We start from the raw sequence: 26,744 nt of genomic DNA, 5'->3' as shown, positions 1-26,744 counted from the left end.
AAACAGAAGTAACAACACTCACTCATATTATGATTAACATTGTTTTATTTGGAAAGCCGGGAGCAGGAAAAGGAACTCAGGCAGAATTTTTAAAAGAAAAATACAAATTAACACACCTTTCAACAGGAGATATTTTTCGTTTTAATTTAAAAAATGATACAGATTTAGGTAAGAAAGCAAGGGTTTTTATGGACAATGGAGAATTGGTTCCTTGCGAAGTTACAACTGCAATGTTAATAGATGAGGTAAATAAAAACCCTAATACACAAGGATTTTTGTTTGATGGTTATCCAAGAACTTTAGATCAGGCAGAAGCCCTGGATAAATTCTTGCCAACTATTGGGACAAGTGTTACGGCTACAATCGCATTAGAAGCTGATGATGAAATTCTTGTAGCGCGTTTGTTAGAAAGAGGAAAAACAAGTGGAAGAGTAGACGATCAGGACGAAGAAAAAATTCGTGTAAGATATCAGGAATACAATGAGAAAACTGCTCCGCTAATTGGATATTATAAAGAACAAAATAAGTTTCATGCTGTAAATGGTATCGGAACTATCGAAGAAATTACAGAACGATTAACGTCAGTTATAGATAATTTGTAGAAGCTTTTCCAGCTGCCGTTTCAAGTCCAAAACTAAAAAAAATATTTTTCTATCCCAATGTTTCGGGATAAAACAAAACTTCTTCTGATACTTTTAGGAGTCAATTGTTTTAAGAAATGAAAAATTAGTTTTTTTAGCTCCGGACTTTTTTCTTCTCCCAATGGGATTGGTATGAAATATTAAGAACAAATTGCATTAACGAACTATTAAATAACGAATAACCCTCAAATTGGAAATACTAATAATATTTTTTCTAATACTATTAAATGGAGTTTTCTCTATGTCTGAAATTGCACTTATTTCAGCAAGAAAAAACAGACTTGAAACTGCTGCAAAAAAAGGAAATAAAAGTGCGAAAATTGCACTTGATTTGGCTAATTCGCCAAATAAGTTTTTGTCTACGGTACAGATCGGAATTACTTTGATCGGGATTTTGACAGGTATTTACAGTGGGGATAAAATCACAATAGATGTAGAGGCATTTGTTAACGGATTTGCGATTTTCAGACCCTATGCACATTCAGTTGCAGTTGGGATTGTCGTAGTAGTTTTGACATTTTTCTCATTAGTTTTAGGAGAGCTATTACCAAAACGAATTGGTTTGAATTATCCAGAATCGATTGCAAAAATGGTAGCATTGCCAATGAAGATTGTTTCGATTATTACAGCGCCGTTTATATGGCTGCTTACCACTTCGACTGATTTTTTATTGAATGTTTTGCAAATCAAACCTTCGGCTGACGGTAAAGTAACCGAGGAAGAAATTAAAGCCATAATAAAAGAAGGAACTGAAGGCGGAGAAGTTCAGGAAATTGAACAAGATATCGTAGAGCGTGTTTTTCATATTGGAGACAGAAAAGTAAGTTCGTTAATGACACACCGCAAATCGGTAGATATGTTGCCTTTTAATGCAGACAAAGCAAAAATAAAAGAATTGGTTTTAATGGATTTACATACCATTTACCCGGTTTACAGAGATAATTATGACGATATAGTAGGGATTGTAACCTTAAAAAATATATTTGCGAATATCGAAAATGATCATTTCGATCTAGGAGCAATAATGATAGATGCTCCCTATTTAATGGAGCAGACAACAGCTTATAAAGCACTTGAAAATTTTAAAAGAACAGGCGTTCATTACGCCTTAGTATCTGATGAGTATGGTGTTTTTCAAGGGATAATTACATTAAATGACATTCTCGAAGCTCTGGTTGGAGATGCATCTGATTTTTATAAAGATGAATTTAAATTAGTAGAACGAGAAGATGGTTCGTGGTTGGTTGACGGACATTATTCATTACATGATTTTCTAACGTATTTTGAGTTAGACGAATTAACAAATGATTACGAAGTTAACACAGTAAGCGGAATGATTATGACTGAGCTTTCTCATATTCCGAAAGAAGGCGAAAAATTAATCTGGCAAAAATTTGTGTTAGAAGTCATCGATATGGATGGCGTAAAGATTGATAAAGTGCTGGTAAAAGCACTAAAAGAGTAAAAATAAAATAGTTTTCAGTTTCTGTTTTTAGTTGCAGTATGCATTAAAAACTGATACTGCGGCTGAGAATAAAAATTTGTTTCAGGTTTTATTCTGTTTCAGGTTTCAAGTTAAGTGTGTTGCGCCAACTTGAAATCTCAAACTTTAAACTTTAAACTATACATAAACAAAAAAAGAAAATGACAGAAGGAAATTTTGTAGATTATGTTAAGATATATGTTTCTTCCGGAAAGGGAGGAAAAGGATCTACGCATTTACATAGAGAGAAATTTATTGAAAAAGGAGGCCCGGACGGAGGTGATGGTGGTCGAGGCGGACACGTATATTTAGTTGGAAATAAAGGGCTTTGGACACTTTTTCATTTAAAATTTGCTCGTCATATTAAAGCTGGTCACGGTGGTGATGGAGGAGGAGATCGTAGTACAGGTGCTGATGGAGATGATAAATTTATCGAAGTGCCTTTAGGTACTGTTGTAAAAGATAAAGAAACCGGAGAAACCTTATTCGAAATTACCGAAGATGGTGAAAAACAGATTCTTTCAAGAGGTGGAAAGGGTGGATTAGGAAACTGGCATTTTAGAAGTTCAACGAATCAGACACCAAGATATGCTCAACCTGGTTTACCGGGTGTAGAGATGGATGTGATTCTTGAATTGAAAGTTTTGGCAGACGTTGGTTTAGTAGGTTTTCCTAATGCAGGAAAATCAACTTTATTATCTGTGTTGACTTCTGCAAAACCAAAAATTGCTGATTATCCTTTTACAACTCTAAAACCAAACTTAGGAATTGTAGCTTACAGAGATTTTCAATCTTTTGTAATCGCTGATATTCCTGGTATTATTGAAGGAGCTGCTGAAGGAAAAGGTTTAGGACATTATTTCCTGCGTCATATTGAGCGTAACTCAACATTGTTGTTTTTAGTTCCTGTTGATACGCCGGACATTAAAGGAGAATATGATATATTGGTAAATGAACTTACTAAATACAATCCTGAAATGCTTGATAAAGAACGTTTATTAGTAATCTCAAAATGTGATATGCTCGATGACGAACTAAAAGCAGAACTGAAAGTTGAATTGGATGTCGCTTTCAAGGATATTCCTTATATGTTTATTTCGTCTGTTGCTCAACAAGGATTAACGGAGCTCAAGGATAAGCTTTGGAAAATGTTAAATGAATAATAAAATACTAGTTGTATACCAAAAGGTGTTCTTTAAATAGAGCACCTTTTTTTTGTTTTTCAAAATGTTAAATTCGTAATGAAATGCTAAAAATTCGGGATCATATTTATTTTTGATTATGATTAGAATGGTATAATTATGAAAATGAGTTATATTCGCAGAACTTAAACAAAATAACATGAAAAAAATAGTTTTATTCTTAACCATGTGCTTAATGGCTTTTCCTGTAAAAGCTGATGAAGGAATGTGGTTTTTGATGTTTATCGAAAGATTGAACCATAGAGATATGGAAAAAATGGGCTTACAATTAACGTCCGAAGAAATTTACAGCATTAATCATCATAGTTTAAAAGATGCGATTGTACAATTTAATGGAGGTTGTACGGCAGAAATTGTTTCTAAAAATGGTTTAGTTTTAACAAATCACCACTGTGGATATGATGCTATTGCAGAACTTTCTTCGGCAGAACGAAATTATCTGAAAGATGGTTTCTGGGCAAAAGAGAAAAGTGCTGAGATGAAACCAAAATCATTATATGTTCGTTTCTTCGTTCGTATGGATGATGTTTCTAAAAGAATTTTATCTAAAGTAAATGATAAAATGACTGAGACTGAAAGAAACAAAATCATTCAGCAAGAAATAAGCCTGATCGAAAAAGAAAATAATGAAGGTGGAAAATATACTGTCTCCGTTCGTCCTTTCTTTCAGGGAAATGAATATTATTATTTCGTTTATCAGGATTATACCGACGTTCGTTTAGTGGGAACACCGCCGGAAAGTGTTGGTAAATTTGGTGGAGACACTGATAACTGGGAATGGCCACGTCAAACCGGTGATTTTTCTATGTTTAGAGTATATGCTGATAAAGACGGAAATCCAGCAGCTTATTCTAAAGACAATGTGCCTTTGCAGCCTAAACATTACTTGCCTGTAAGTATTAAAGGTGTAAAAGAAAATGATTTTGCTATGATTTTAGGATATCCGGGTAGAACAAACCGTTGGATGCCAGCTGGCGGAATCGAACAAAACATTAAATATGCATATCCTGCATGGGTTGAAGGTGCTAAAGCCGGAATGGATGTAATGAAAAAGTACATGGACAAAGATGCAACAGTTCGTTTGCAATATGCGTCTAAATATGCTTCGACAGCAAACTATTGGAAAAACCGTCAGGGTATGATTGATGCTTTAACAAAAGCAGGAACAGTTGATGTTAAGACGGCACAAGAAGATAAATTCTATGAGTGGGCAACTAAACCGGCCAATAAAGAGAAGTACGAAAATGTAATTCCAACTATTAATGATTATTACAGATCAACAAATCTAAAAGCGACTCACGATAATTACTTAATGCAACTTTTGCGTACTTCAGGTTATGCTGCAGGACCGGCAAATTTAGGAAATGCATTGATAGCTTATTATAATGAGAATGATGCTAAAAAAGCTGAGATGCTTCCTAAGATTAACACATTGATCGATAATATTTACGGTGAATTTTATGCCCCGCTTGAAAAAGATATATTCGCAGCACAATTGAATTTATATACTTCAAAAGGTGCAGAATATGGTTTAGGTACGCAAATTACCAAAATGAAATCAGAGAATAATGGTAATTTTGCTGCTGATGTAGCAAAGGCAACTGAGATCAGTTACTTTACGACTAAAGAAAAAGTATTAGCATTTATGGCTGATCCAAAACCATTGGCAATTGTACACGATCCTTTGTATATTATTTCTAATGATTTAATGACAAAATACCGTTCTAAAACTGATGATCAGTCAAAAGCTGATGACGGATTTGCAACTGCTTACCGCGAATTGGTTGAAGGTTTAAGAGAGTCAAAATTAAATACGATTCAATATCCGGATGCAAACTCTACTTTGAGACTGACTTACGGAAAAGTTCGTGCTTTGCCTGCTGACCCTCGCAACGATGCGAAAATAAACAATTATACAACCATGGAAAGTATGGTAAAAAAGTATAAAGCAGGAGATCAGGAATTTGATTTGCCAAAACGTTTGTTAGAATTAAATAAGAAAAAAGATTACGGGCAATATGCTGACAAAGAAGGATATATGCCGGTAAATTTCCTTACAGACAATGATATTACAGGAGGGAATTCTGGTTCACCGGTTCTAAACGGAAAAGGAGAATTAATAGGTATTGCTTTTGACGGAAACATCGAAGCTATGGCCGGAGATGTTATTTTTGATCCTAAATTACAAAGAACGATTAACGTAGATATTCGTTACGTACTTTGGATTATTGACAAATACGCAGGAGCTAAGAATATTATTGATGAGTTGACTATTGTAAAATAATCTCAATTTATTTATAAAAGTAAACCCGATAGATTTTAGATCTCTCGGGTTTTTTTGTGCCTAAAAAATAGGATATTCTCAACGTATGTGATTTCTCCTTGCGTCGAAATGAACAAAACGAAACGAAATAATGGTTCATTTTTGAATTTTATATACTGTTTTTAATTCACCTTTACCCGAATTCCTTTTGTATGACTTGCAAATTCTGGCGCATACATACTTTCAATAGTTGTAATTCCGTTTGAGAATTCACCACTGTTGTTTACCCTAATGACATATTCGATAACATAAGTTCCTTTGTTGACAGTATCAAAAAAGAAATGAGTTGCGGCATCTTTGGTACTCATATAATAACCCAGTCGATCTTTGTATTGATATTCTGAAAGTACATTGACAGGTTCAAAACACGAAGCTCTCATATCTTTCAGATGAACAAACTCCATATCTTCTTTAGATTTTATAATTAATCTTACCGTAACTAAATCTCCAATTTTCAAAGGATTTTTAGTTGTTATTCTTTCTAATTCATTCCCTTTTAAAGTATTCATTTTAAGATATAATTCTTTTGAAACCGATAAAACTGCTCCCGAATTGGTTTTGATTTTATCCAAATCTTCAAAATACTGCCAATAAACTCCACCAAAACCAGGAACTTTCGATTTATTCTGAATGCTCACAGAGGCCATTTCTTTTTTGATTTCATCCGCTTTCCAGTTCAGTTTAATATAACCTGTTTCAGCTTCTTTTTCGTTTTCGGCTAACTTTTTGGTTAGGATTTTTTCGTTTCCAATTTTAATGATAGTATTGTCTTTTACGGATAACCAATCATTTCCTTGCATCAATAAAGCATAAATAGCTTCAGTCGTCGATTTTGTGGTTGGCCAGTTTTTGCTTTGCTTGTTTTTTAATAACCAGACTTTCATTGCCTCTACAGATTTTGTGTCGTGATTCACTTCGGCGAAAGCCTCAATCAATAAAGCCTGAGTTTCTATAGGCGCTTGATACCAATACCAGCCTGCTTTGTTGGCAATCCAGTACATGCCCCAATCTTCGTTGTTTGAAGAGGTTTCTTTTAGGCTTTCTATTATTTTTTTAGCCGTTTCAATTTCTCCAAAACGGTTTAAAGTCAAAGCAGCCAATCCTTTTTCGTAAAGAGAATACTTTAACCAATCTTTTTTGGCTGTTTCCAAATACAATTTAGTTGCTTTTTTCAAAGTATCTGATAACGGATATTTTTCTAAATAAAAACTTCTGGTATATAAAAAATGCAAATCAGAATAAGGATTATTCCAAATTAGTTTATCTGTTGTTTTTAAGTTTTTTGTCTGACCTTTATAGTATTCTAAGAATTTATTGTCCAGAAACGGAATTCCGGTTTTAGCAATTGCATCAATTTTATCCTCATTGTCTTTTGTTTTATTCAATTTCGATAGATGACCTAAACCAGCCAGAATATGTCTGGTAATATATTCGCTTTCATAGTTTCCTCCAAACCACGAAAAACCTCCTGATGGTAGTTGTTTTTGTTTCAGTTTTTCGAAAGTAGCTTCTTGAGAAGTTTTCATTTTTTCTAAATCAAATAAAAGTGCGAGATTATTTTTCTTTTCATCTTCGCTTTGAGCGTCATTTAACCAGGGAGTTTCTGCCAGAATGATCGATTTTAATTCTTCGTTCTCTTCTAATTTTGAATTTGGTTTTCCGTTCTTTCTCCAGTCTTCAAAAACAGTTGCAATCTTCGGATTACTTGAAATGATTTCTGAAGCTAAAGCATTGGCATAAAAACGCGCAAAAGTCTGTTCGGCACATTCGTGTTCATATTCCATTAAATAAGGCAAAGACTGAATTGCAATCCATGAAGGATTTGAAGTATATTCAAATGTTAGCTGATGATTTTTTAAAGTAGTAGAAGTGTTATTTTTTAAATTCTCAAACGTATATTCTTTAGTAGAATTTTCACGAACCCAGATTGGGATACTTTCTGTAATCAATATATTATTGGTAAGTACAGGAAGTATATTTTCTTCTCCGTCAGAAAAATTACCTGATTTAGCCAGAATTTTATATTGCACACCTTGTAAACCATCAGGGATAGAGATTGTCCAAGTTGCTGTTGTATTTCCAAAAGCTCCAACAGTAAAGTTTCTAACGTTTTTTGTGTTCAGGATTTTGGTATCAATAGGTTGCATTGTTACAGCATCAAAAAACTGTAAAATCGCAATTCCTGTTTTGGCTTTATCTGTTATATTCGAAATTTTAGCAGAGATTGCAATTGTATCTTTTTCTCTAAAGAAACGTGGGAAATTCGGCAAAAGCATTAACTCTTTTTGAGTCACAACACTTTTCTCTAAAAGACCGGAAACAGCCTTTTTATTATGCGCGAATAAACGAAGTTTCCAAGAAGTTAAAGCTTCCGGAGAAGTAAAATTGAAACTTACTTTTCCAGTTGCATCTGTTCTTAAATTAGGATAAAAGAAGGCAGTTTCTGAAAGATTTTTTCTTGCTTTGACTTGTGTTAAGACTTCTAGGGCTTTTTTGGTTGTAATGATTATTACCCCGTTTGAGCCTTTGCTCCCGTACAATGCTTTGCCTTTATCTCCAGTTAGAAACTCTATGTCTAAAAGATCATCAGGATTTATTTTTTTGAAATTACTTTCAGAAGAGATTTCTCCATCAATTATATATAAAGTTGATTCATTGACAACCATTGAGGTTAAGCCGCTGACGATTTTTTTTCCAGGTATAAATTTGATTTTATTTGTTTGAAAATAGTATTCAGCATCATTTGTAGTTTCTGAAGCTTTGGCTACCACAGGTTTTACAAATCGAACACTGTCTACTTTGGGTATTGCCGCGGTATTATAGACTTGATTATCTTCCTGAACTACCATAGCGGCAGCCCCAGCACCAACAGGAGAATCAACTGTTAAAACAGCATCAGGATCTCCTTTGATAGTTTCAGAACCTACTTTTTTGTCTTTAATTTCAGTTATAGAGTAATTAAGAGAATCACCATATCTACTATTGTAAAAGTCAAAACCAAACCAGTTTAATTTTGTTTCTTCTTTATAGAATTTATCTATAGACAGATCTTCATCTAAGTTTTCTAAAGAAGCGTTTATACTTTCAAAACCTAAACCAGATTTAAAATTGGAGGAGTTGTAATGGTAATTATTTATGTTTAAAATATTCCAATCTCTTATTGTAAACTGATCGAGAGAACTGTCATACATAGATGCCAACACTTCTGCTTCGGTTTTGGCATTGATTGATTTTAGTTTAAATGACCACTTTTCAGTACTTCCGGGTTCGATTTTATTTCTAAAACTCTCCACAGTGAATTCTAGTTTAGATTCTTCTGTTTTTAGTGGAACGTTTATTTCATCTTCAAAAATTTCGTTCTCAAAAATGCTTTGAAAACCCAAACGCATTGAATTTTCAAATTCATTTTTTAACGGAATTTTGATTGTGACTTCATTGTTTTGTAAATGATATGTGTTTTCAAAATAGGTTTGATTGCCATAATTTCCGTTTGTAATGATATAAAGATCCGGAATTACAGAAGATAGTTTGACTTCGACAAAACCATCTTTTTTAGGATTGCTATTAATTTGTTCTGCCGTAAATAATTTACTGGGATTAAACTTGTCTTTGCTTTGTTTGATTTCAAAAGTCGAAACAGATTCTATCGGAGTATTAAAAGTGTCTTTTGCTGAAAAAACAATTTTATAATTTCCGGATTTATAATTTGAAATAAAATCCAGCGCTATTTTTTTATCTTTTTCGGTATCTATTTTCTTTGAGAATAATAAAGTTTTGCTAGGTTTTTCGGTTTTAATTTCACGGATTTCATAAGGAAACAATCTTTCAAAATCAGCTGTCGAAATGGTTTCGATTTCTGGTTTTGGCCAAACTTGTTCTTTGAATTTATTAGAAAATGGGCGTACGAAATATAATTTAATTTCGCCTTTTGCTGCTAAAAACTCTCCGTTTAAATTGGTACTTGTAAGGGTGATTTCATTTTTGTTTTTAGTTTCAATACGACTTGGAATGCTTGCATTGATAATCAAATCATGATAACCTACTTTTATGATGGTTTCTGAGGTGTGAGTTTCTCCATTGATATCTATAACATCAGCCGTTATTCTGTAATTAAAGATGGGTAATTGTTCTTTGATTGCATTTTTCGAAGGTTCGGCTTTAAATTCAATTACAAATTTCCCTGAAGCATCTGTTTTGGTTTCACCAGTTGCTATAGTTTCATTTTGTTCCTGACCGTAATAATTTCTAAAATAACTTGTAAATCGATTCACAGTATAAGTCACTTTTGCATCAGAAATATTGCTGCCTGCAAATGCTTTTGCAATTCCGTTTACCTTAATAGACTGATTTACCTGAAAACTTTCTTTTTTAGGATCAAAATCTACTTTGAATTTTGGACGTTTGTATTCTTCAACTCTAAAATTAATTCCTGCGCTTTCAAGTATTACCGCTTTCCAGAAAGATTCATTTGGACTGTTTTTTATATCAAAATTTCCGTTTGTAGAATCTTCAGGTCTTACAGCATAAATATTATAATTACCAGTTAAACCGCTTTTTGGCAAAACAAATTCGCCTGAAAATGAGCCAAATTCATTTGTAGTAACTTCAAATTCTTTAAAATTCTGATAGTTAACATCTTTAATCATAATTTTAAAAGAAGTATTAGCAACGATGCTCGTTTTGTTTTCTTGCTTTTGAATTGCAATTCCTTTGTAGTAAACAGTTTGCCCGGGACGGTAAATAGAACGATCCAAATAAAATTCGACTTTTGCTTTTAAAGTCTTGTATTCGTTTGTATTGTATCGCTCTGTATATCGAATATAATTTTGGAGTGGCAAAATGGTATCGTTCTCTAATGAAAACTCAGTATGATCATTATAAGAATGATTGATACGTCCAACATAGGATGCAAGGCCGTTTGTATCTGTTTTAAGTGTATAATAGGACGATTTTATAGACACATTTTCCAGAGGCTTTCCTGTTTTTCGATCCAAAACCTGAAAGTTTTCTTTACTATCTCCTTGAGATGCCAGAATACTTAAGTTTGAAACCGTTATAGTTTCAAACGTAGAAGCTTTTTTGTCTTTTAATCCGGAATCGCTTTCGAAATAAACTAAATAACTTCCTGTTTCTAATTGCGGCAATAGAACTTCTGTGCTATAGTCAAAATAGTCATTTTTGTTTTGAAGTTTGTACTCGTTAGAGGCAATTGCACTTTGATTTTTTATAATTATCTCAGTTAAACTATCTTGTTTGTCGAATACTTGTGAGTCTGAGAATTTTTTTAGGTTTTTTTGATCTATTTTATAGAATGATATTTTTAAGTTATCAATATTTTTATAGTTGATAAAAGCTCTGGTATTCTCTTTTATATAACTGTATTTTTTAAGTCGAATGTCCAATGATTTAGAAATAACATTTTGTTTTTGCTGTAAGGCGTTTTGGGATTCATTCGTTTTATCATTGATCTTTATAATATCGTCATACATTTTGACAGCGTCAATTTTATAATCCGGATGTAATTCTTTTGAAGCTTGAGAAAGTAGAAGTTCGGCCTTTTTTACCAGAATTTTTTGAGTAAGAATTTTGTCTTTTGTCTGTTGTTGAAGATCATTTAAAAACTTCGTTAAAGCTTCCGTAGATTCTGGTATGAAATCACTACAGAATGTAACTCGGTTAAATTGATTTTCTAAAGAAGGATTGCTTGATTCTAACTTTTGATATAAAGCAATAACTTTTCTTAGGTTTTCATCTTTTATAAAACTTAAATCAAGTTTCAAAAATGCTTCCGAATTTCCTAAAAGTTCGTTTTTATGTAGTGCTATTTCACTATTTTGAATTTGCCATCTTTGTATTTTTTCAGTAAAAAAACCGATGTTTTCTTTAACTAGATAATCATATAAGTTTTCCGTTTTTAATTTTTCTAAAGACAAAAAATCAAAAATAGCCTGATAATTTAAGAGTGGAGTATTTTTTAGAATTGATTCGTTTTCAAGTGTTTTTTCCATAACAGCAATAACTTCCTTTTCAGATGTAAATTCTGTTGATGGACTTTGATAATCCTCAGATGAAGGAACTTCAACACTATCTGCTGCGGCATATGCTGCTTCGTCTACAACTGCGGCAGCACTATCAACAACTGTGACAGCATCATCATAATTAGAATAATTATTTAAGCATTTTGCATACACCAAATTCAAAATTGCTTTAGACGGTATTGAAACCCTATTAATATCGGTTTTAAGATTGCTTAAGATTTTAGTTTTTGCATTTTCATCAACTACCTGTAAATATTTAGAGTGATAAAAAAAACATTTTATCATTTGTACTTCATCTTTATTCGAAACAGCTTTTTTGTAGATTTTATATACTATCTCGTTAGCAGATTTTATTTTGCCTTCGTTTTCATAGGCAATAACCTTATTCCATTTCTTATCATTTTGTTGTGCAAATAATGCTGTTGAAAGCAAAAGGAAAACAAATAAAATATTTTTCATAAATCAATTTTAATATATAGAGTGTTATTTTTTGATAAAGGTTGGGAAGCTTTAAAAATAAATTTCGTACAAATTACTAATTTATCTCTAAAACCAAATGAGACATTTTATATTTCCTTATTTTTGAAAAATAATTAGCGGGTTTTATTAGTTATTTGCTATTTCGATTAACCGATTAAACAGTTTAACGATCAAACATTTTAAATGAGAACACATTTCATCGCAATAGGCGGAAGTGCCATGCACAATTTAGCATTAGCATTACATAATAAAGGATATAAGGTAACGGGTAGTGATGATGCTATTTTTGAACCATCAAAATCAAGATTGGATAAAAAAGGAATTTTGCCTGTTGAATTAGGTTGGTTTCCTGAAAAAATAACTGCTGATATTGATGCAATAATTTTAGGAATGCACGCAAAAGCAGATAATCCTGAATTGTTGAAGGCGCAGGAATTGGGTTTGAAGATTTACTCTTATCCTGAATTTTTATACGAACAGTCTAAAAATAAAACACGCGTTGTAATTGGAGGTTCTCACGGAAAAACAACAATTACTTCGATGATTTTGCATGTTATGCATTATCATAATATCGAAGTCGATTATATGGTAGGAGCACAGCTGGAAGGTTTTGATACCATGGTACATCTTACCGAAGAAAATGATTTTATGGTTTTGGAAGGCGATGAGTATTTGTCTTCTCCGATAGACAGACGTCCTAAATTTCATTTGTACCAACCTAATATTGCGTTAATTTCCGGAATTGCGTGGGACCATATTAATGTGTTTCCAACATATGAGAATTATGTGGAACAATTTGAAATTTTCATTGCTAAAATTACAAATGGTGGAATCCTGGTTTATAACGAAGAAGATCCTGAAGTAAAACGTGTTGCTGAAGCTGCTACAAACCCAATTCGTAAATTGGCTTATACAACTCCAAAATATACTGTAAGCGATGGCGTAACTTTATTAGAAACTCCGGAAGGCGATATGCCAATCGAAGTTTTTGGTGCGCATAATTTAAATAATCTTGCCGGAGCAAAATGGATTTGCCAAAATATGGGGGTTGACGAAGCTGATTTCTACGAAGCAATTGCCAGTTTTAAAGGAGCCTCTAAACGACTAGAAAAAATAGCCGAAGGAAAAGGCAAAGTAGCTTATAAAGATTTCGCTCATTCGCCAAGTAAAGTAGCTGCAACAACAAAAGCAGTAAAAGAACAATACCCAAACAGAACATTAGTAGCTTGTTTAGAGTTGCATACTTATAGTAGCTTAAATGCTGAGTTCCTCAAAGAATATGAAGGAGCATTAGAATATGCAGATGTTGCGGTCGTCTTTTATTCTCCGGATGCCGTAAAAATTAAACAATTAGAAGAAGTTACATACGATCAGATTGCAACGGCTTTTAATCGTAAAGATTTAATTATTTACACCAATCCAACTGAATTCAAGGAGTATTTATTCAATTTAAATCTTGATAATTCGGCTTTGTTATTGATGAGTTCCGGAAATTACGGAGGCTTAAACTTTGATGAAGTTAAAGAATTAGTTCTTTAGAAAATTTGATAATTAAAAAATTTCTGAAATGCCAATTACAGTTTTGTGATTGGCATTTTTTTTTGAAATACTATTTTATTATTTATGAGTGATTTTTCTTATTTTTAGATATATTAGCCTTTTAGACTATAGAAAGATGAATTCAAAAATAAAAGTTGTAAAAACAACGAGCGAAAGCTATAACAATTATTGCTGCCTTAGAATTAGGCCGCAGAAGAAGGACAGAGGATGCTTCGAAATTAGGAAAAATTACTTCCAGTAAAATGGTTTTGGAAATGATGCAGCCTATTAATGGCGAATTATCTCATGAGGAATTTTGGGCGCTTTTTCTTAATAATTCGAATAAAGTGATTTAAAAAGCACAATTAAGCAAGGGTGGTATCACAGGCACAATTGTCGATGTGCGTCATGTTTATAAATTAGGGCTTGAAATTGGCGCTACAAGCTTGATTTTGTGCCATAATCACCCTTCAGGTACATTGCAGCCAAGTGATGCTGACAAACTAATAACAAAGAAATTAAAAGCAGCGGGACATAGTTTAGATGTTAAAGTTTTAGATCATTTGATTATTACTGAAACAAAATATTATAGTTTTGTAGATGAAGGAATTTTTTAGCTTATGAATACCACTATTACCGACGTTTTTTTTGATTTGGATCACACACTTTGGGATTTTGATAAAAACTCTGAGATGGCTTTTGACCGAATTTTTAAAAGTAGGTTCCCCGAAATTAAAATACAAGACTTTATTGCAAAGTACGCTCCAATAAATCAGGAGTGCTGGAAATTGTATCAACATGATAAAATCACGCATGTCGAACTGCGTTACAATAGATTGAAGTTTTCTTTTGATGCTTTAAATATTGAAATTTCTGATGAAGATATCAATCAGATTGCAATTGATTATATTGAGTTTTTGACAGATAATAATCATCTCTTTGATGGTGCTATAGAAGTTTTAGAATATTTAAAACCAAAATATAAATTACATATCATCACAAATGGTTTTGCAAACGCTCAGGATAAGAAAATTAATAACGCTGCACTTTCAGGTTATTTTGATACAATAACAAATTCTGAATTAGCAGGCGTAAAAAAGCCAAATAGTATTATCTTTGATTACGCTGTAAACTTAGCCAAGGCTTCAAAAGAGAATAGTATAATGATTGGCGATTGTCTTGATGCCGATATAAACGGTGCATTAAACGCTGGTTTGGATGCTATTTTTTTTAATGATAAAAAAGTTGAAGCTCCGGAAAATATTAAACAAATAAACCATTTATTAGAACTTAAAAAATATTTATAATTATGAGAATAAAATTTTTATTGATTGCGCTTCTTACTTCTATTATTGGATTCTCGCAATCTGTTAATGATTACAAAGCCGTTATTGTACCTCTAAAGTACGATTTCCTTAAGTCGGAAAATCAATATAGAACGGCAACAATGACTAAAGCAAATTTAGTAAAAGCGGGTTTTCAGGCTTTTTATGGTAATGAAGAAATTCCGGCAGGTTTGGGTGATCGTTGTGAATTTTTATACGTTGATGTAAAAAAAGACAATGGTTTTTTAGTTACTAAACTTTTCGTGGAATTTAAAGATTGCTACGGTAAAGTAATTTATACTTCAGATATAGGAAAAAGTAAAGAAAAAGAATATGAAGTAGCTTATAGAGAATGTCTTGATTTGGCATTTGCTTCTATCAACGCTTTGCATTATAAATATAATGGTAAAACTGTAAATTCTACAAAAGCACCAACCACTTCGATTCCGGCAGCTCAGATTGTACCTGCTACGGCAATTTCGACTCCAACTGCTGATTTGAAAGATCCTAACTTATTGTTTGCTCAGCCAACAGAAAATGGATATCAGTTAATCGATAAAACGCCAAAAGTGGTGATGAAATTGTTGAAAACATCACGTCCGGATTCGTTTATTGCTATAAAAGATGGTATTCAGGGATCATTAAATGCAAAAGACAATCAATGGTTTTTTGAGTATTATAAAAATGATCAATTAGTTTCTGAAAAAGTTTCAGTAAAATTCTAAAAATAAAATATGGTTTTAATAACCATATTTATCTTTCCAACGGTTCTTTAAAAATTCGCGGTTGCTGTTCTCTCGAGAGTTGCTTCCCGGATTATAAAGAACCGTTTCTTTTACAGCTTCAGGTAAAAATTCCTGCTCTGCAAAATTATTGGCATAATCGTGCGAATATTTGTATTCATCTCCATAACCTAATTCTTTCATCAGTTTGGTTGGTGCATTTCTTAAATGAATAGGAACAGGCAGATCGCCCGTTTGCTTTACCAGTTGCTGTGCATTACCAATCGCCATATAAGAAGCATTGCTTTTAGGAGAAGTCGCCAGATAAATAGCACATTGACTTAATATGATACGGCTTTCCGGATATCCAATAGTGGTCACAGCCTGAAACGTGTTATTAGCCATTATAAAAGCTGTTGGATTTGCATTTCCGATATCTTCACTGGATAGAATAAGCATTCTTCGGGCGATAAATTTTACATCTTCACCACCTTCAATCATTCTTGCTAACCAATAAACAGCTCCATTAGGATCGCTGCCTCGAATTGATTTTATAAATGCCGAAACGATATCATAATGTTGTTCGCCACTTTTGTCATACAAAACAGTATTTTGTTGCACCAATTCAAAAACACGATCGTTTGTAATGATGATTTCGTCTCCATCGGAAGCATTTATTACAAGTTCAAAAATATTCAATAATTTTCTGCCATCTCCGCCAGAAAGTCGGAGTAAAGCTTCTGTTTCCTTTAGGGTAATGTTTTTTGAAGCTAAATAGCTGTCCTTTTTCATAGCACGATGTAGCAAAGCTTCTAAGTCTGATTTTGTAAAAGCATTTAGAATGTAAACCTGGCAACGTGACAATAATGCAGGAATAACTTCAAAACTGGGATTTTCTGTTGTTGCTCCAATAAGAGTAATCCAGCCTTTTTCGACCGCTGCCAAAAGCGAATCTTGTTGCGATTTGCTAAAGCGATGAATCTCATCAATAAATAAAATAGGATTTTTGGCAGTAAACAATCCGCCGCTTTGCTTTGCTTTTTCAATTACATCACGTATGTCCTTAACGCCTGAATTTATGGCACTCAATATATAAAACGGACGTTTAGATTCCTGGGCAATAATTTGGGCCAGGGTTGTTTTTCCTGTTCCCGGCGGTCCCCAAAAGATCAATGAAGGAATAAGTCCTTTCGAAATTTGTTGGGTCAACGAACCGTTTGGTCCAACTAAATGGCTTTGACTAATGTAGTCTTCTAATTGCTGTGGGCGAATACGCTCGGCTAAAGGTGCTTCCATTTTGTAAAATTACTATTTTCAATTTTAAATCTATATTTTTAGAGTTAATTCGTGCTGCCTGCTATGTTTTTTGTTGCTATTGATAACAATTCAAAGTGACTAAGAAAGATATTCCTTGCATCAGGGTTAGAGTCGTATTGTGTAGTTTTTTCTTTTAGCTGACAAATTATCAGTAAATTGTAATTGGATAGTTTTTTGATAACTTCAAATAACTTATTTATAGCATTATGAACGACAACCACTTTAAATTTTCGAATACCGTTATTGGTCTTCCTGTCTTTTTTGTTCTTTTTTTGTGGATTGTTTATTGGGTAGAAATCCGTTTCGATTACGACTTTTATCAATATGGAATTTATCCTCGTGATTTCTCAGGTTTACAAGGTGTTTTATTTAGTCCTTTTATTCATGAAAATTTAAGCCATTTATATAATAACTCCATTCCGCTTTTAGTATTATTGGCAGCGATGCAATTTTTTTATCCAAAGCAATCTTTGTCTGTGATTGTCTTCGGAATTTTGTTTTCAGGATTAATAACCTGGACTATTGGCCGCTCAAATTATCATATAGGTGCAAGTGGACTAATTTATGTGTTGGTGAGCTTTATTTTTTTTAAAGGAATTCAAACCAGGTATTATCGTTTGGTTGCACTTTCATTATCGGTTATTTTGCTATACGGAGGAATGATTTGGTATGTTTTTCCGGAAGTTGACAAAACCATCTCTTGGGAAGGTCATTTGGCTGGTTTTATAACTGGACTTGTAATGTCTTTCTTTTATAAAACACCCGAATATGCTAAACCTATTGTTTATGAATGGCAGAAACCAGATTTTAATCCGGAGGAAGATGCGTTTATGAAACATTTTGATGAAGATGGAAACTTTGTAAACACAGAAATTGAAGATGAAGAATTTGTGACTGTTCCCACTTATTATAATTCAGATGTTTCTGTTAATTATACTGTAAGAAAAACAGAATCTGAAGACACGTTATAGACCTGTAAATTTCGATTTGATAATAATTGACTATTTTTGTTTGAACACCTTAATTTTAACTTGTTTGTTATGATAAAGATAAGTTTGATAATCCTGCTTTTTATGTTTTTGTTTAATTCAAAAGCAATTGGACAATGTGATGTCAAAAATAAAATCCAGGCTGATGGTTCTATGGTATACTATTTTGATCCTGCTTTTTTTTATACAACAAAATCTAAATCTTTAAAAATTAATATAGTTACTGATAAAGAACATTATTTTGTTTCGTTGCAGCCAACGCCATTCCCGCCTAAAAAAGATGGGAAAAAGATCAAGAATGATTTAGTAATGCATCTTGCGGATAATAAAGTTTATAAGTTGATTATGATACGCAATATATGCGTAACGATTCAGTGATGCAAGTTTTATATTTAATTGATGCGAAAGATCTTGCTTAATTTTCTAAATTTGAAGCTTTAATGGCTGAAATCAGTTTAGAAGAAACTGATTTTGTGCATAACTACACTTTCAAGCTGCATAAAGACGCTATCGTAAAACAGCTGGCTTGTTTTATGGAAAAGGAAGGTAAATAGTTGTTAATCCTCTTTAGTCGGTTCACTTTTATGTAATAATTTTTTATTTATATTTTTAAAAAGATTATTAAAAGTTACAGTCAATGATGCGGCATTTACAATTTGATTTTCCTCATCTCTTGGGAGGTATTCATTGGCATAAGTTAATTCAATTTGTATGTCATCAGTATATAAGTAACCAGCTCCAATGTTTAGTCTGTTTCGGTCAAAAAAGCTTAGGCCAGTTACTTTAGTTCCAGATTTAAAAAAAAGCTCATCTGAAGCGACCCCGTAAACTACACCTTCTCTTAGAACTTTACTGTATTATAGGTTGTAAGTATTTTATTTGTTGCCTATATCGTAATACATTGTCATAGATTCCGTCTTCACTTCGCATATGTCTTAGCTCCATTCTCATTCTGGTGCTTAAAGTATATCCTGTTTTATGAAAGTAGTAGATTCCCTGTAAAGCAAAACGAATTTCGGGAGATTTAAATTGTCCAATTTCAGGAACGTCCTTATTGAAATTGTAGGCTAAGAATGAAGAGAATTTCCAACGGGGAGAGTAGTAATGTCCCCATAATCGTGCAGACCTTTGTATGTTTTGTTGAAAAATATTAGAGGAGGATTCCGTGCTGCTGTATGCAGCTGCTAAATCCAATTCAGTCGACCACTTTTCATTAATGGTTCGTGTGAACTGAACTTCATTCCAAAATTGATTATAAGTAGTAGTTTGTCCGTAGCTAATACTTGTAATCAAAAAAATTACAAGTATTAAACCAGGCTTTTTAAGAGATATGTTATGAGTAGGGTTTAAAGACATCAATTGTTATATTAATTTGTCATCCTAATTCCTCAATACTATTTAACTTCTTTGTCGAACGGTTTCGTATAAAAATGCTCCGCAAGCTACAGAAACGTTTAATGATCCTATTGATCCAAACATTGGCAATTTTGCTTTTTCATCAACGATTTTAAGTACAGAAGGGTTTATTCCTCTTTCTTCAGATCCCATGATAATGGCTAACGGTTCGTTTAGTGCGACGTCATAAATGTTTTGATCTGTTTTTTCAGTTGCAGCTACAGTTTTAATTCCTGATCCCTGAAGATAAAAAATTGCATCTTTAATATGTTCAACTTTACAAATAGGGACATTAAATACAGCTCCTGCAGAGGTTTTAACAGTGTCTCCGTTTACAGGGGCAGAACCTGATTTTTGTACAATGATTCCGTTTACACCAGTACATTCTGCAGTTCTTATAATAGCGCCAAAATTACGGGCATCAGAAATCTGATCTAATATTAAAAATAATGGTTTTGTTCCGGAAGCAATGGTTGATTCAACTAAATGTTCCAGCTCTATAAATCCAATAGGGGATATAGTTGCAACTGCTCCCTGATGGTTGTTTGGTGTTAATCGATTTAATTTTTCTACAGGTACGTAAGAGAAATTAATGTTAGCGCGTTTCATCACTTTCATTAAGTCTTTCATTAATTCTCCCGAAATCTCTTTTTGTATAAATACTTTATCAACTTCTTTACCTGCTTGAATTGCTTCTATAATGGCTCTAATTCCAAATATTTGATGTTCTTTTTCCATGGCACAAATATAGGAATAATGTTTCCAAAAAAAAACCACACTGAATGAACAGAGTGGTTTAGCATTTGTTTTATATCTTAATAAATAAGTTTGTTAAGTTTGCTAATTGTAAAAAGGGCACTTATCGTGAGATAAGTGCCCTTTTTTAAGTTATTTGGAATTAGGAATACTATTATCTAGTACCTCCAGCCCACCAAACTTTTTCTTTATATACATAAGTACCGTCTCCGAATAGTTCTTTGATGTTAGCATTTGTACTAACGTCAGATAAACCGTAAGCGAATCTTTGTGGGAACAATTCAGGTTTTGGGTTTACCATAGGGATAAGGTCTCCATTACCCATTGCTTGTAAACGTCTGATGTCGTTATAAGATTCAATACCTTCATTTTCGAAGAAAGAAATATGTTTCTCTACCATTATTTTTTTCAATAATGCGTTACCAGTTAAGGTTGGTATAGTAGCAATATATGCATCTGCCTGAGCAGATGTAAATGTAACTGCTTGTTTTTTAGCGTAAGCCGCTTTTATTGCAGCATTCATAGTTTCTTGCGCCTCAGGTAAACCTAATCTAGCTTGTGCCTCAGCTTTCAGGAATAATAATTCGTGGTAGCTTAACAAATAGATAGGGTTTGACGAACTCATAATAGCTGAGATAGAATATCTACCTTGTGCTTCTACGTCTGCTTTTGAATTGTCAAAAGGAAAAACAACGCCATTTATTTTTGTGAAAAATGCAGCAGTACGAGCGTCAGCAGCACCATTAGCTACCATAGTATCGTAAAAACTTTTAGCTACACTTATTGCAGCTCTGTCCAATTGAAATCTTGCGAAAGGATTTGGAACGCTACCGTTTACAAGTTTTAGTTCGTCGTCGACACTAGCAAAAGAAGCATTTACGGCATTAATTACACCTTGATAATCAGCTTTTCTAAGAGATAATCTCATAGTGTATCTTGCTAATAAACCATTGGCTGCTTTTATCCATTTTGCAGAATTTCCGCCATAAATAACATCCTGAGTTCCCAAAGTTGGAAAAGTTGATGTTTTGTTCAGATTGGCAATACCTTCATTTAATCTTTTGAAGATGTCAACATAAATAATCTCTTGTTTGTCTACTTTTGGCTGGTAGATTACACCTGGTTTTCCAGCTTCTGTGTAAGGAACATCTCCATAAAGATCTGTAAGAACCGCTAAATTATAAGCTGTTAAGATTTGAGCGATACCTAAAGTCTGGTAGTTTCCTTTTTCTTCACCTGTAGAACATTTGTCTATAATTATTCCTAATGTTCTTAGTTGTTCGTAAAGATTATCCCATCCATTACTATAAGTTGATGCTAATGCTGGATCATTACGTCTAATCTGCGCGCTATACATTTGGTTGTGACTTCCTGCATTTAATTCAGAGTAGATTCCTCCATAAAAAGAGGCGTCAGAACCTGTTACAGTGAAAGAAGAGTTTACCATTACATCTGTAATAATTAGTCGACTAACTATATCCGCAGGATTGTTTACATTCTTATTTATATCATCCATCTTGTCTTCAGAACAAGATTGGAATAAGAATAGAGCCATTAAAGCTGTTATTGTTATTTTTATATTCTTCATTTGATTTTTTTTTAATTAAAATGTAAAGTTCAATCCAAAACCAATGCTCTTAGTTTGTGGCATTGACCATTGTTCGAATCCACCAGAAAAGTTATTATTTCCTTGTGATGCTTCTGGATCTAGGTTAGGCATTTTAGACCATAATAAAATGTTTCTTGCGAAAACTGAAGCTCTAAGGTCTACAGTGTTGTTTAGTAATTTAGGAAATTGGTATCCTAAGGTAACTTCTCTTAATTTTACAAAACTTGCATCAAAAACAGAAGCCTCAGCAATTCCATTTAATACTGCCTGTAAATCTTGTTGAACTGCATTTGAACCTCCAATTACAATGTCATTTTTAGTTCCGTCTTCTTTAACACCTGGGTATACAAATTCAGAAGTTCTGTCTGCTGTTCTGGCATCTACACCGTAGAAAGCCATTAAGTTATTTGAACCACTGTACATTTTACCACCATTTTTCCAATCAACAACAGCTCCTAATGAAACTCTTTTGTATGTTAATTGAGTAGAACCTCCTAAAGTAAATTTAGGTGCAACTTCTCCTAATGCTTTTAATTCACCAGCCATAGGAAGACCATCTGAGTCTACTATAATGTTGTTTTTGTCATCTCTGGCAAAGCTTGTGCCGTAAATTACAGGGAAACGATCTCCAACACTAGCTCTAAGTTGTGGCGTTGTAAAACCACCTAAAAAGATATTGTCTACGCCCTCTTTTAATGCTAGTACTGTAGCGTCGATTTGAGAGAAGTTCACATTGAATGTCCAGTTAAAATCTGCAGTACGTACAGGATTAACACTTAAAGTTAATTCGTGTACTTTGTTAAGCATTTTTCCACCATTTGTCTTGTATAAAGCTGATCCTGTAGAACCTGCTAATGGAACGTCGAAAATCTGATCTGTTGAATTTTGTTCAGAGTAAGTATAATCAATTCCAACTCTGTTATTCAAAAATTTCAAATCAACCCCAACCTCATACGATTTTGTATTTTGTGGTTTTAAATTTGGGTCATACAATAAGTTGTTAGGGATAAATGAGCTTGTTCCTCCTGCTAATGGATAGTTTATAGGAGATCCAGACCAAAATCCACCAACGTAAGAAGGTGTTGTGTAATAATTACCTACGTAGTCACCCGCTTGTCCAACTTCAGCAATCGATCCTCTAACTTTAGCATAAGAAAGAAAAGATTTTCCTTTTAGTCCTTCTAATTCTGTTACCACAAAACCTAAAGAGGCTGATGGGTAAACGAAATCTCTATTTCCTCTTGGCATGTTAGATGCAATATCTTTACGGATAGTACCACCTAAGAAAATCATGTTTTTGTATGAGAATTCAACGTTACTGAAAAAACCAACAGTACGTGTTTGTCTGCGGTACTCTTCTGACGTTACTGTTCTTGCGTTGGCAATTGTAGGCCATCCTCCAATGTTGAAAGCAGTTCCACGATCATCATATTCTTTAGTGTTTTGATGATTGTATTCATTTCCAACTAAAACATTTACATTAAAATCATCAGTAATATTTAAGTTGTAGTTGATAGTAAATAATGAGTTGATTACATCATTTGTTGTACCATAAAGGTGTGCGCTACTACTTTGTCCTGATAAGTCAAGTTTGTTTCCATACTCAAAGATATCTCTGTAGCTAGTTGTCCATGAGTCAACACCAGCCTGGTATTTAACAGTTAGTTTCTGTCTTCCGCTTTCGCTTATGATAGGAGAGTACTGAATGTATCCATTTCCGTAAAAACGATTGGTTTTCTCGCTAAATTCATTGTGTTTAGCAGCCCAGTAAGGGTTGTTGAAGTTAGTATCTCTAAAATAAATTTGGTCGTAATCATTAAACGGATTAGAGTAACCATTTCCTTTTAAGTCGTAACTTCTTGGGGCAGCAAATACACCTATAATAGCAGCGTCGTTTCCAGCTGTACTTTTGTCAATTTTAGTTTGTACATAGTTTACAGAGAAACCAGTTTTCCACTCATTATTTAATTTTGTGTCTACAACTGCTTTTGCAGTATATCTGTTCATACCTGTTGAAGGAATGATACCATCTTGTTTTGAATTTCCTATACCGAAAGAGTAATTTGTTTTTTCAGTTGCTTGTGCAATATTCAAGGAATTATTAATCGTGATTCCAGTATTGAAAAAGTCATCAATATTGTTATGAGCCTCAGGAGTTACCCATGGGTCTAGACCAGCTTTTACTCTTTGTGGTACAAAATATTTACCGGGTCTTAATACTCCGCCATTGTTTGCATTGGCAACATTTCCACCGTACTTAGGATCGTTTGGTAATTCTGAGATTTTTGGTCCCCAGCTCATTGAAGAGTTTGGAATGAAATCTCCATAAGAACCTTGCGCATACTCATTTTGAGTTTGTGGCTTTTTTGAAATTGTTTCAAAACTTGTAGAAGTGTTGAAAGTAATAACCGGCTTGCCGCTTTGAGCTAAGTTTTTTCCGCTTTTCGTTGTAATTAAAATTACACCATTAGAAGCTCTTAAACCGTATAACGCAGATGCAGCTTGTCCTTTTAAAACGTTGATTGACTCAATTTCGTTCGGGTCAATATCGACAGCTCTGTTAGCAATGTCAGATCCGGTAACACCATTTTGTGTGCTGAAATCTGGTTGTGATGCAACAGGCATTCCATCAATGACATACAAAGGAGTATTGTTTCCTGAAAAAGAACGAGCACCACGAATTACGATCTGAGAAGAAGCTCCTGGAGCACCACTAGAAGGAGTGATTGATACCCCTGCTAACTTACCTTGCAAAGCACCAGAAAGACTGTTGTTGTTTGCTCTTGTAATGTCCGCTGCTTTTACTTCTTGTGTCGCGTATCCAAGTGCACGTGTACTTTTCTTAACACCTAATGCTGTAACTACAACACTTTCCAGTTCTACTGAATCGTTTTTTAGTTTTGCATTAACACTAGCTGAACTAGCTGGAAGCTCCTGGGCTTTCATCCCAATGTAGCTAAATATTAATATTTGATTTGGTGCTGCTTTGATAGAATATTTTCCGTCAAAATCAGTTTGTGTTCCTGTTTTTGTTCCTTTAACTAATACACTAACACCCGGTAAAGGCATTCCTGTATTGTCAGAAACTGTTCCAGAAACAGCTCTTTCTTGCGCGAAAGTAAGTTGCGCAACTAGTACTAACAATAGCACTAAGAATCCATTAAACTTTAGTTTCATTTTTAAATATTTTGAATTAGTGTGACAAAACTCTTAATTATTCGTTAACTTTCCTAATGGATTTGATGCTTTTTTTGATGATAGTTTAAACTTTAACATTATTCTCGTTATAATGTTAGTTGCAAATTTTTCTGGATTTGGCAGTGTTTTTAACGTGGTTTTTAAGTTTTTCTGGTTTTTTTTTTGCTCTTTAAGTTTTTGAATTTGAGAGTTTTAATATCTGTGATTTATGTGTTTTTTTAGCGGGATATTTTGTTTTTTTTTTGAGGTAAGATTCGAGTGTTTTTAAGATTTATAACATTTTGCCACTTAATTGTTAATTAATTAAAAATTAGCAATTTCTTATCTTTTTTAACAAAAACAATTGTTAACGAGGTGGGTGTTGTTATGTGTAAATTGGTTAAAAAATAAAAAATCACGTAAGTTTTAGTTCTTTTTTATATTTTAAATGGCGTTTAAAAATGTGGTAATTTAAAAGATGAGTTAAGAATAAAATACTTAATTAATTGTTCTCTTTGAATGTGAGTATTTTTTAAGTTGGTTATTGTTTTGTTTACTACCGTATTAATACTTTATCGGGGATGTTTTGTCTTCTTTATTGAGCTAAATGTTTAGCGATTTTGCTTTTACTCATCTTAAAAAAAAACTATAGTCGATTCGGCTTCTCTTGGTCTTTTCTTATGTTTGTTAATTGTTTGTTTTTCTTTCTAAGTTTTTTATAATAATGCGCTAAAGTAATTGTAGTTTCTGGAAAATTTAAATGCGCTTTTGTTTTGTAATATTATTTATGCAATAAAAAAACCATCCCAAATAAATGGGATGGTTTAGTAAATGTTGAGCTTTAAATCTCTTTTGCTTAATTAGATTTTACTAAATCAAAATTTAAGGCTGATTGACCAAATCCTGGAAAATTTAATTTTAAGTTAATGTCTCCAGTACATGAGCCTACAGTTCCTGTTCCGGTTACAGGTGTTGTGTCACCTCCGTAATCGAAATCTATATTTGATTTTACTGTAACGGCATTAGTTGCAGGATTTATAGTAACTAATAAATATGCGGTTGTTGGATTATCTATAGCTGGGTTTTTGGTTTCTAAAATTCTAAATGTGTATGTTCCGTCTGTCCCATTGTACACTACAGGAATTATAGTCCCTGGTTTATAGTCCTCCCAATCATCAGCAATAACTTCGTAATTGCCATTAAATAGAGACGCGTCGTCTAAAGGGCAAAGAGCAGTGTAGGTTTGTGAAACTTTCCATATCGTTGAATTTGCGATATCGGCACCATAATTTGGTGTTCCGTCATCATTAAATATTTTAATTACGGTACCATTTGTAAGTGTTAGGTCGGCGCTAATTGTTAGTTTGTCATTAAGTCCGAAACTTGTAAAAGTGGGAAAGACTTTAACTAAATCAGCAGTTTTGTAGTTTAACTTTGCAGGGAAGGAAGATACATTTGATTGTATTACTGCTTTTGTGACTACCCCATTTTGGGTAAAATAACCTAAAATGTTCATTGATTTAACCTGTCCTGTTGCTACTTTTAAATTTAGGCCTATATTTATGTCTTCGTTATTTTGAAGTGCAATAATATTTATTCCTTGATCTGTTGTGGGTTCTTTTCGGAAATCTGGAGTAGCTCCTTCAATTACATCAATAACCGAAGTTCCTCCATCGTTATCACAGGATGCTGCTATTAGTATAAATAGCAATGAAGTGAATAATATTTTTATGTTTTTCATTTTATCA

The 26,744-nt window shown here is 33.2% G+C and carries 16 protein-coding genes and 2 pseudogenes; 10 read left to right on the top strand and 8 right to left on the bottom strand.

What is annotated here, in order from left to right; all coding sequences use genetic code 11:
• Positions 1–29 precede the first annotated feature (29 nt).
• The 4 genes from QLQ94_RS02075 to QLQ94_RS02060 all read left to right on the top strand — a co-directional run bounded on the left by QLQ94_RS02075 (position 30) and on the right by QLQ94_RS02060 (position 5,610).
• Positions 30–602 carry an adenylate kinase gene (locus tag QLQ94_RS02075; protein WP_271334590.1) on the top strand — a complete coding sequence of 191 codons (573 nt, stop codon included), beginning with the start codon at positions 30–32 and terminating at the stop codon, positions 600–602.
• Between the two features lie 229 nt (positions 603–831).
• Positions 832–2,106, top strand: a complete 1,275-nt coding sequence (locus QLQ94_RS02070; protein WP_271334591.1) for a hemolysin family protein — start codon at positions 832–834, stop codon at positions 2,104–2,106.
• A gap of 179 nt (positions 2,107–2,285) precedes the next feature.
• The gene (obgE, locus tag QLQ94_RS02065; RefSeq protein ID WP_271334592.1) at positions 2,286–3,287 is read left to right on the top strand and encodes a GTPase ObgE; all 1,002 of its coding nucleotides are present in this window, start codon (positions 2,286–2,288) and stop codon (positions 3,285–3,287) included.
• A 178-nt stretch (positions 3,288–3,465) separates the two neighbouring features.
• The gene (locus QLQ94_RS02060; RefSeq protein WP_271334593.1) at positions 3,466–5,610 is read left to right on the top strand and encodes a S46 family peptidase; all 2,145 of its coding nucleotides are present in this window, start codon (positions 3,466–3,468) and stop codon (positions 5,608–5,610) included.
• Between the two features lie 161 nt (positions 5,611–5,771).
• Here QLQ94_RS02060 and QLQ94_RS02055 read toward each other — a convergent pair whose 3' ends face one another.
• Positions 5,772–12,146 (bottom strand): alpha-2-macroglobulin family protein, encoded by a 6,375-nt coding sequence (locus tag QLQ94_RS02055; protein ID WP_482499057.1) that lies wholly within the window; start codon positions 12,144–12,146, stop codon positions 5,772–5,774.
• A 204-nt stretch (positions 12,147–12,350) separates the two neighbouring features.
• Here QLQ94_RS02055 and QLQ94_RS02050 point away from each other — a divergent pair, with 204 nt between their 5' ends.
• The 4 genes and pseudogenes from QLQ94_RS02050 to QLQ94_RS02035 all read left to right on the top strand — a co-directional run bounded on the left by QLQ94_RS02050 (position 12,351) and on the right by QLQ94_RS02035 (position 15,756).
• On the top strand, positions 12,351–13,706 hold the full coding sequence (locus QLQ94_RS02050; RefSeq protein WP_482499055.1) for a UDP-N-acetylmuramate--L-alanine ligase: 1,356 nt from the start codon (positions 12,351–12,353) through the stop codon (positions 13,704–13,706).
• A 170-nt stretch (positions 13,707–13,876) separates the two neighbouring features.
• Positions 13,877–14,323 (top strand): annotated as a pseudogene (locus QLQ94_RS02045) (JAB domain-containing protein); the annotation flags it as partial.
• Positions 14,324–14,326: 3 nt separating this feature from the next.
• Entirely contained in the window at positions 14,327–15,013 is a 687-nt protein-coding gene (locus tag QLQ94_RS02040) for a YjjG family noncanonical pyrimidine nucleotidase (RefSeq protein ID WP_482499053.1), read from the top strand.
• 2 nt (positions 15,014–15,015) lie between these two features.
• Complete coding sequence (locus QLQ94_RS02035; RefSeq protein WP_271334597.1) at positions 15,016–15,756, top strand: hypothetical protein; 741 nt, start codon at positions 15,016–15,018, stop codon at positions 15,754–15,756.
• Between the two features lie 15 nt (positions 15,757–15,771).
• Here QLQ94_RS02035 and QLQ94_RS02030 read toward each other — a convergent pair whose 3' ends face one another.
• Positions 15,772–17,049: a replication-associated recombination protein A gene (locus QLQ94_RS02030; RefSeq protein WP_482499051.1), complete on the bottom strand. Its 1,278-nt coding sequence runs from the start codon at positions 17,047–17,049 to the stop codon at positions 15,772–15,774.
• Positions 17,050–17,276: 227 nt separating this feature from the next.
• Here QLQ94_RS02030 and QLQ94_RS02025 point away from each other — a divergent pair, with 227 nt between their 5' ends.
• Both QLQ94_RS02025 and QLQ94_RS02020 read left to right on the top strand, forming a co-directional pair.
• Positions 17,277–18,041, top strand: coding sequence for a rhomboid family intramembrane serine protease (locus tag QLQ94_RS02025; protein WP_482499049.1), 765 nt, complete (start codon positions 17,277–17,279; stop codon positions 18,039–18,041).
• Between the two features lie 69 nt (positions 18,042–18,110).
• Complete coding sequence (locus QLQ94_RS02020; protein ID WP_482499047.1) at positions 18,111–18,437, top strand: hypothetical protein; 327 nt, start codon at positions 18,111–18,113, stop codon at positions 18,435–18,437.
• Between the two features lie 179 nt (positions 18,438–18,616).
• Here the strand turns inward: QLQ94_RS02020 and QLQ94_RS02015 are convergent.
• From QLQ94_RS02015 to QLQ94_RS01990, 6 genes and pseudogenes are all read right to left on the bottom strand, one after another.
• A pseudogene (locus tag QLQ94_RS02015) lies at positions 18,617–18,841 on the bottom strand (DUF2490 domain-containing protein); the annotation flags it as partial.
• Positions 18,842–18,908: 67 nt separating this feature from the next.
• Positions 18,909–19,352 carry a DUF2490 domain-containing protein gene (locus QLQ94_RS02010; protein WP_482499045.1) on the bottom strand — a complete coding sequence of 148 codons (444 nt, stop codon included), beginning with the start codon at positions 19,350–19,352 and terminating at the stop codon, positions 18,909–18,911.
• A gap of 105 nt (positions 19,353–19,457) precedes the next feature.
• Complete coding sequence (gene rlmB / locus QLQ94_RS02005) at positions 19,458–20,192, bottom strand: 23S rRNA (guanosine(2251)-2'-O)-methyltransferase RlmB (protein WP_271334602.1); 735 nt, start codon at positions 20,190–20,192, stop codon at positions 19,458–19,460.
• Between the two features lie 172 nt (positions 20,193–20,364).
• The gene (locus QLQ94_RS02000) at positions 20,365–21,798 is read right to left on the bottom strand and encodes a SusD/RagB family nutrient-binding outer membrane lipoprotein (protein ID WP_482499043.1); all 1,434 of its coding nucleotides are present in this window, start codon (positions 21,796–21,798) and stop codon (positions 20,365–20,367) included.
• Between the two features lie 15 nt (positions 21,799–21,813).
• Positions 21,814–24,996, bottom strand: a complete 3,183-nt coding sequence (locus tag QLQ94_RS01995; RefSeq protein WP_482499041.1) for a SusC/RagA family TonB-linked outer membrane protein — start codon at positions 24,994–24,996, stop codon at positions 21,814–21,816.
• Positions 24,997–25,852: 856 nt separating this feature from the next.
• Positions 25,853–26,737 (bottom strand): hypothetical protein, encoded by an 885-nt coding sequence (locus QLQ94_RS01990; protein ID WP_427401745.1) that lies wholly within the window; start codon positions 26,735–26,737, stop codon positions 25,853–25,855.
• Positions 26,738–26,744 lie beyond the last annotated feature (7 nt).

It is taken from the genome of Flavobacterium sp. B114r (genome assembly GCF_056824125.1).
Note: the sequence above shows the minus strand (reverse complement) of the source record. Positions and strands in the feature narration are given on the sequence as shown.

Bases quoted from the DNA above. Each gene is read 5' to 3' on its own strand.
- QLQ94_RS02020 (WP_482499047.1), top strand. From the start codon at position 18,111: ATGATAAAGATAAGTTTGATAATCCTGCTTTTTATGTTTTTGTTTAAT.
- obgE (WP_271334592.1), top strand. From the start codon at position 2,286: ATGACAGAAGGAAATTTTGTAGATTATGTTAAGATATATGTTTCTTCC.
- QLQ94_RS02035 (WP_271334597.1), top strand. From the start codon at position 15,016: ATGAGAATAAAATTTTTATTGATTGCGCTTCTTACTTCTATTATTGGA.
- QLQ94_RS02025 (WP_482499049.1), top strand. From the start codon at position 17,277: ATGAACGACAACCACTTTAAATTTTCGAATACCGTTATTGGTCTTCCT.
- QLQ94_RS02040 (WP_482499053.1), top strand. From the start codon at position 14,327: ATGAATACCACTATTACCGACGTTTTTTTTGATTTGGATCACACACTT.
- QLQ94_RS02075 (WP_271334590.1), top strand. From the start codon at position 30: ATGATTAACATTGTTTTATTTGGAAAGCCGGGAGCAGGAAAAGGAACT.
- QLQ94_RS02055 (WP_482499057.1), bottom strand. From the start codon at position 12,146: ATGAAAAATATTTTATTTGTTTTCCTTTTGCTTTCAACAGCATTATTT.
- QLQ94_RS01990 (WP_427401745.1), bottom strand. From the start codon at position 26,737: ATGAAAAACATAAAAATATTATTCACTTCATTGCTATTTATACTAATA.
- rlmB (WP_271334602.1), bottom strand. From the start codon at position 20,192: ATGGAAAAAGAACATCAAATATTTGGAATTAGAGCCATTATAGAAGCA.
- QLQ94_RS01995 (WP_482499041.1), bottom strand. From the start codon at position 24,996: ATGAAACTAAAGTTTAATGGATTCTTAGTGCTATTGTTAGTACTAGTT.
- QLQ94_RS02060 (WP_271334593.1), top strand. From the start codon at position 3,466: ATGAAAAAAATAGTTTTATTCTTAACCATGTGCTTAATGGCTTTTCCT.
- QLQ94_RS02030 (WP_482499051.1), bottom strand. From the start codon at position 17,049: ATGGAAGCACCTTTAGCCGAGCGTATTCGCCCACAGCAATTAGAAGAC.
- QLQ94_RS02050 (WP_482499055.1), top strand. From the start codon at position 12,351: ATGAGAACACATTTCATCGCAATAGGCGGAAGTGCCATGCACAATTTA.
- QLQ94_RS02000 (WP_482499043.1), bottom strand. From the start codon at position 21,798: ATGAAGAATATAAAAATAACAATAACAGCTTTAATGGCTCTATTCTTA.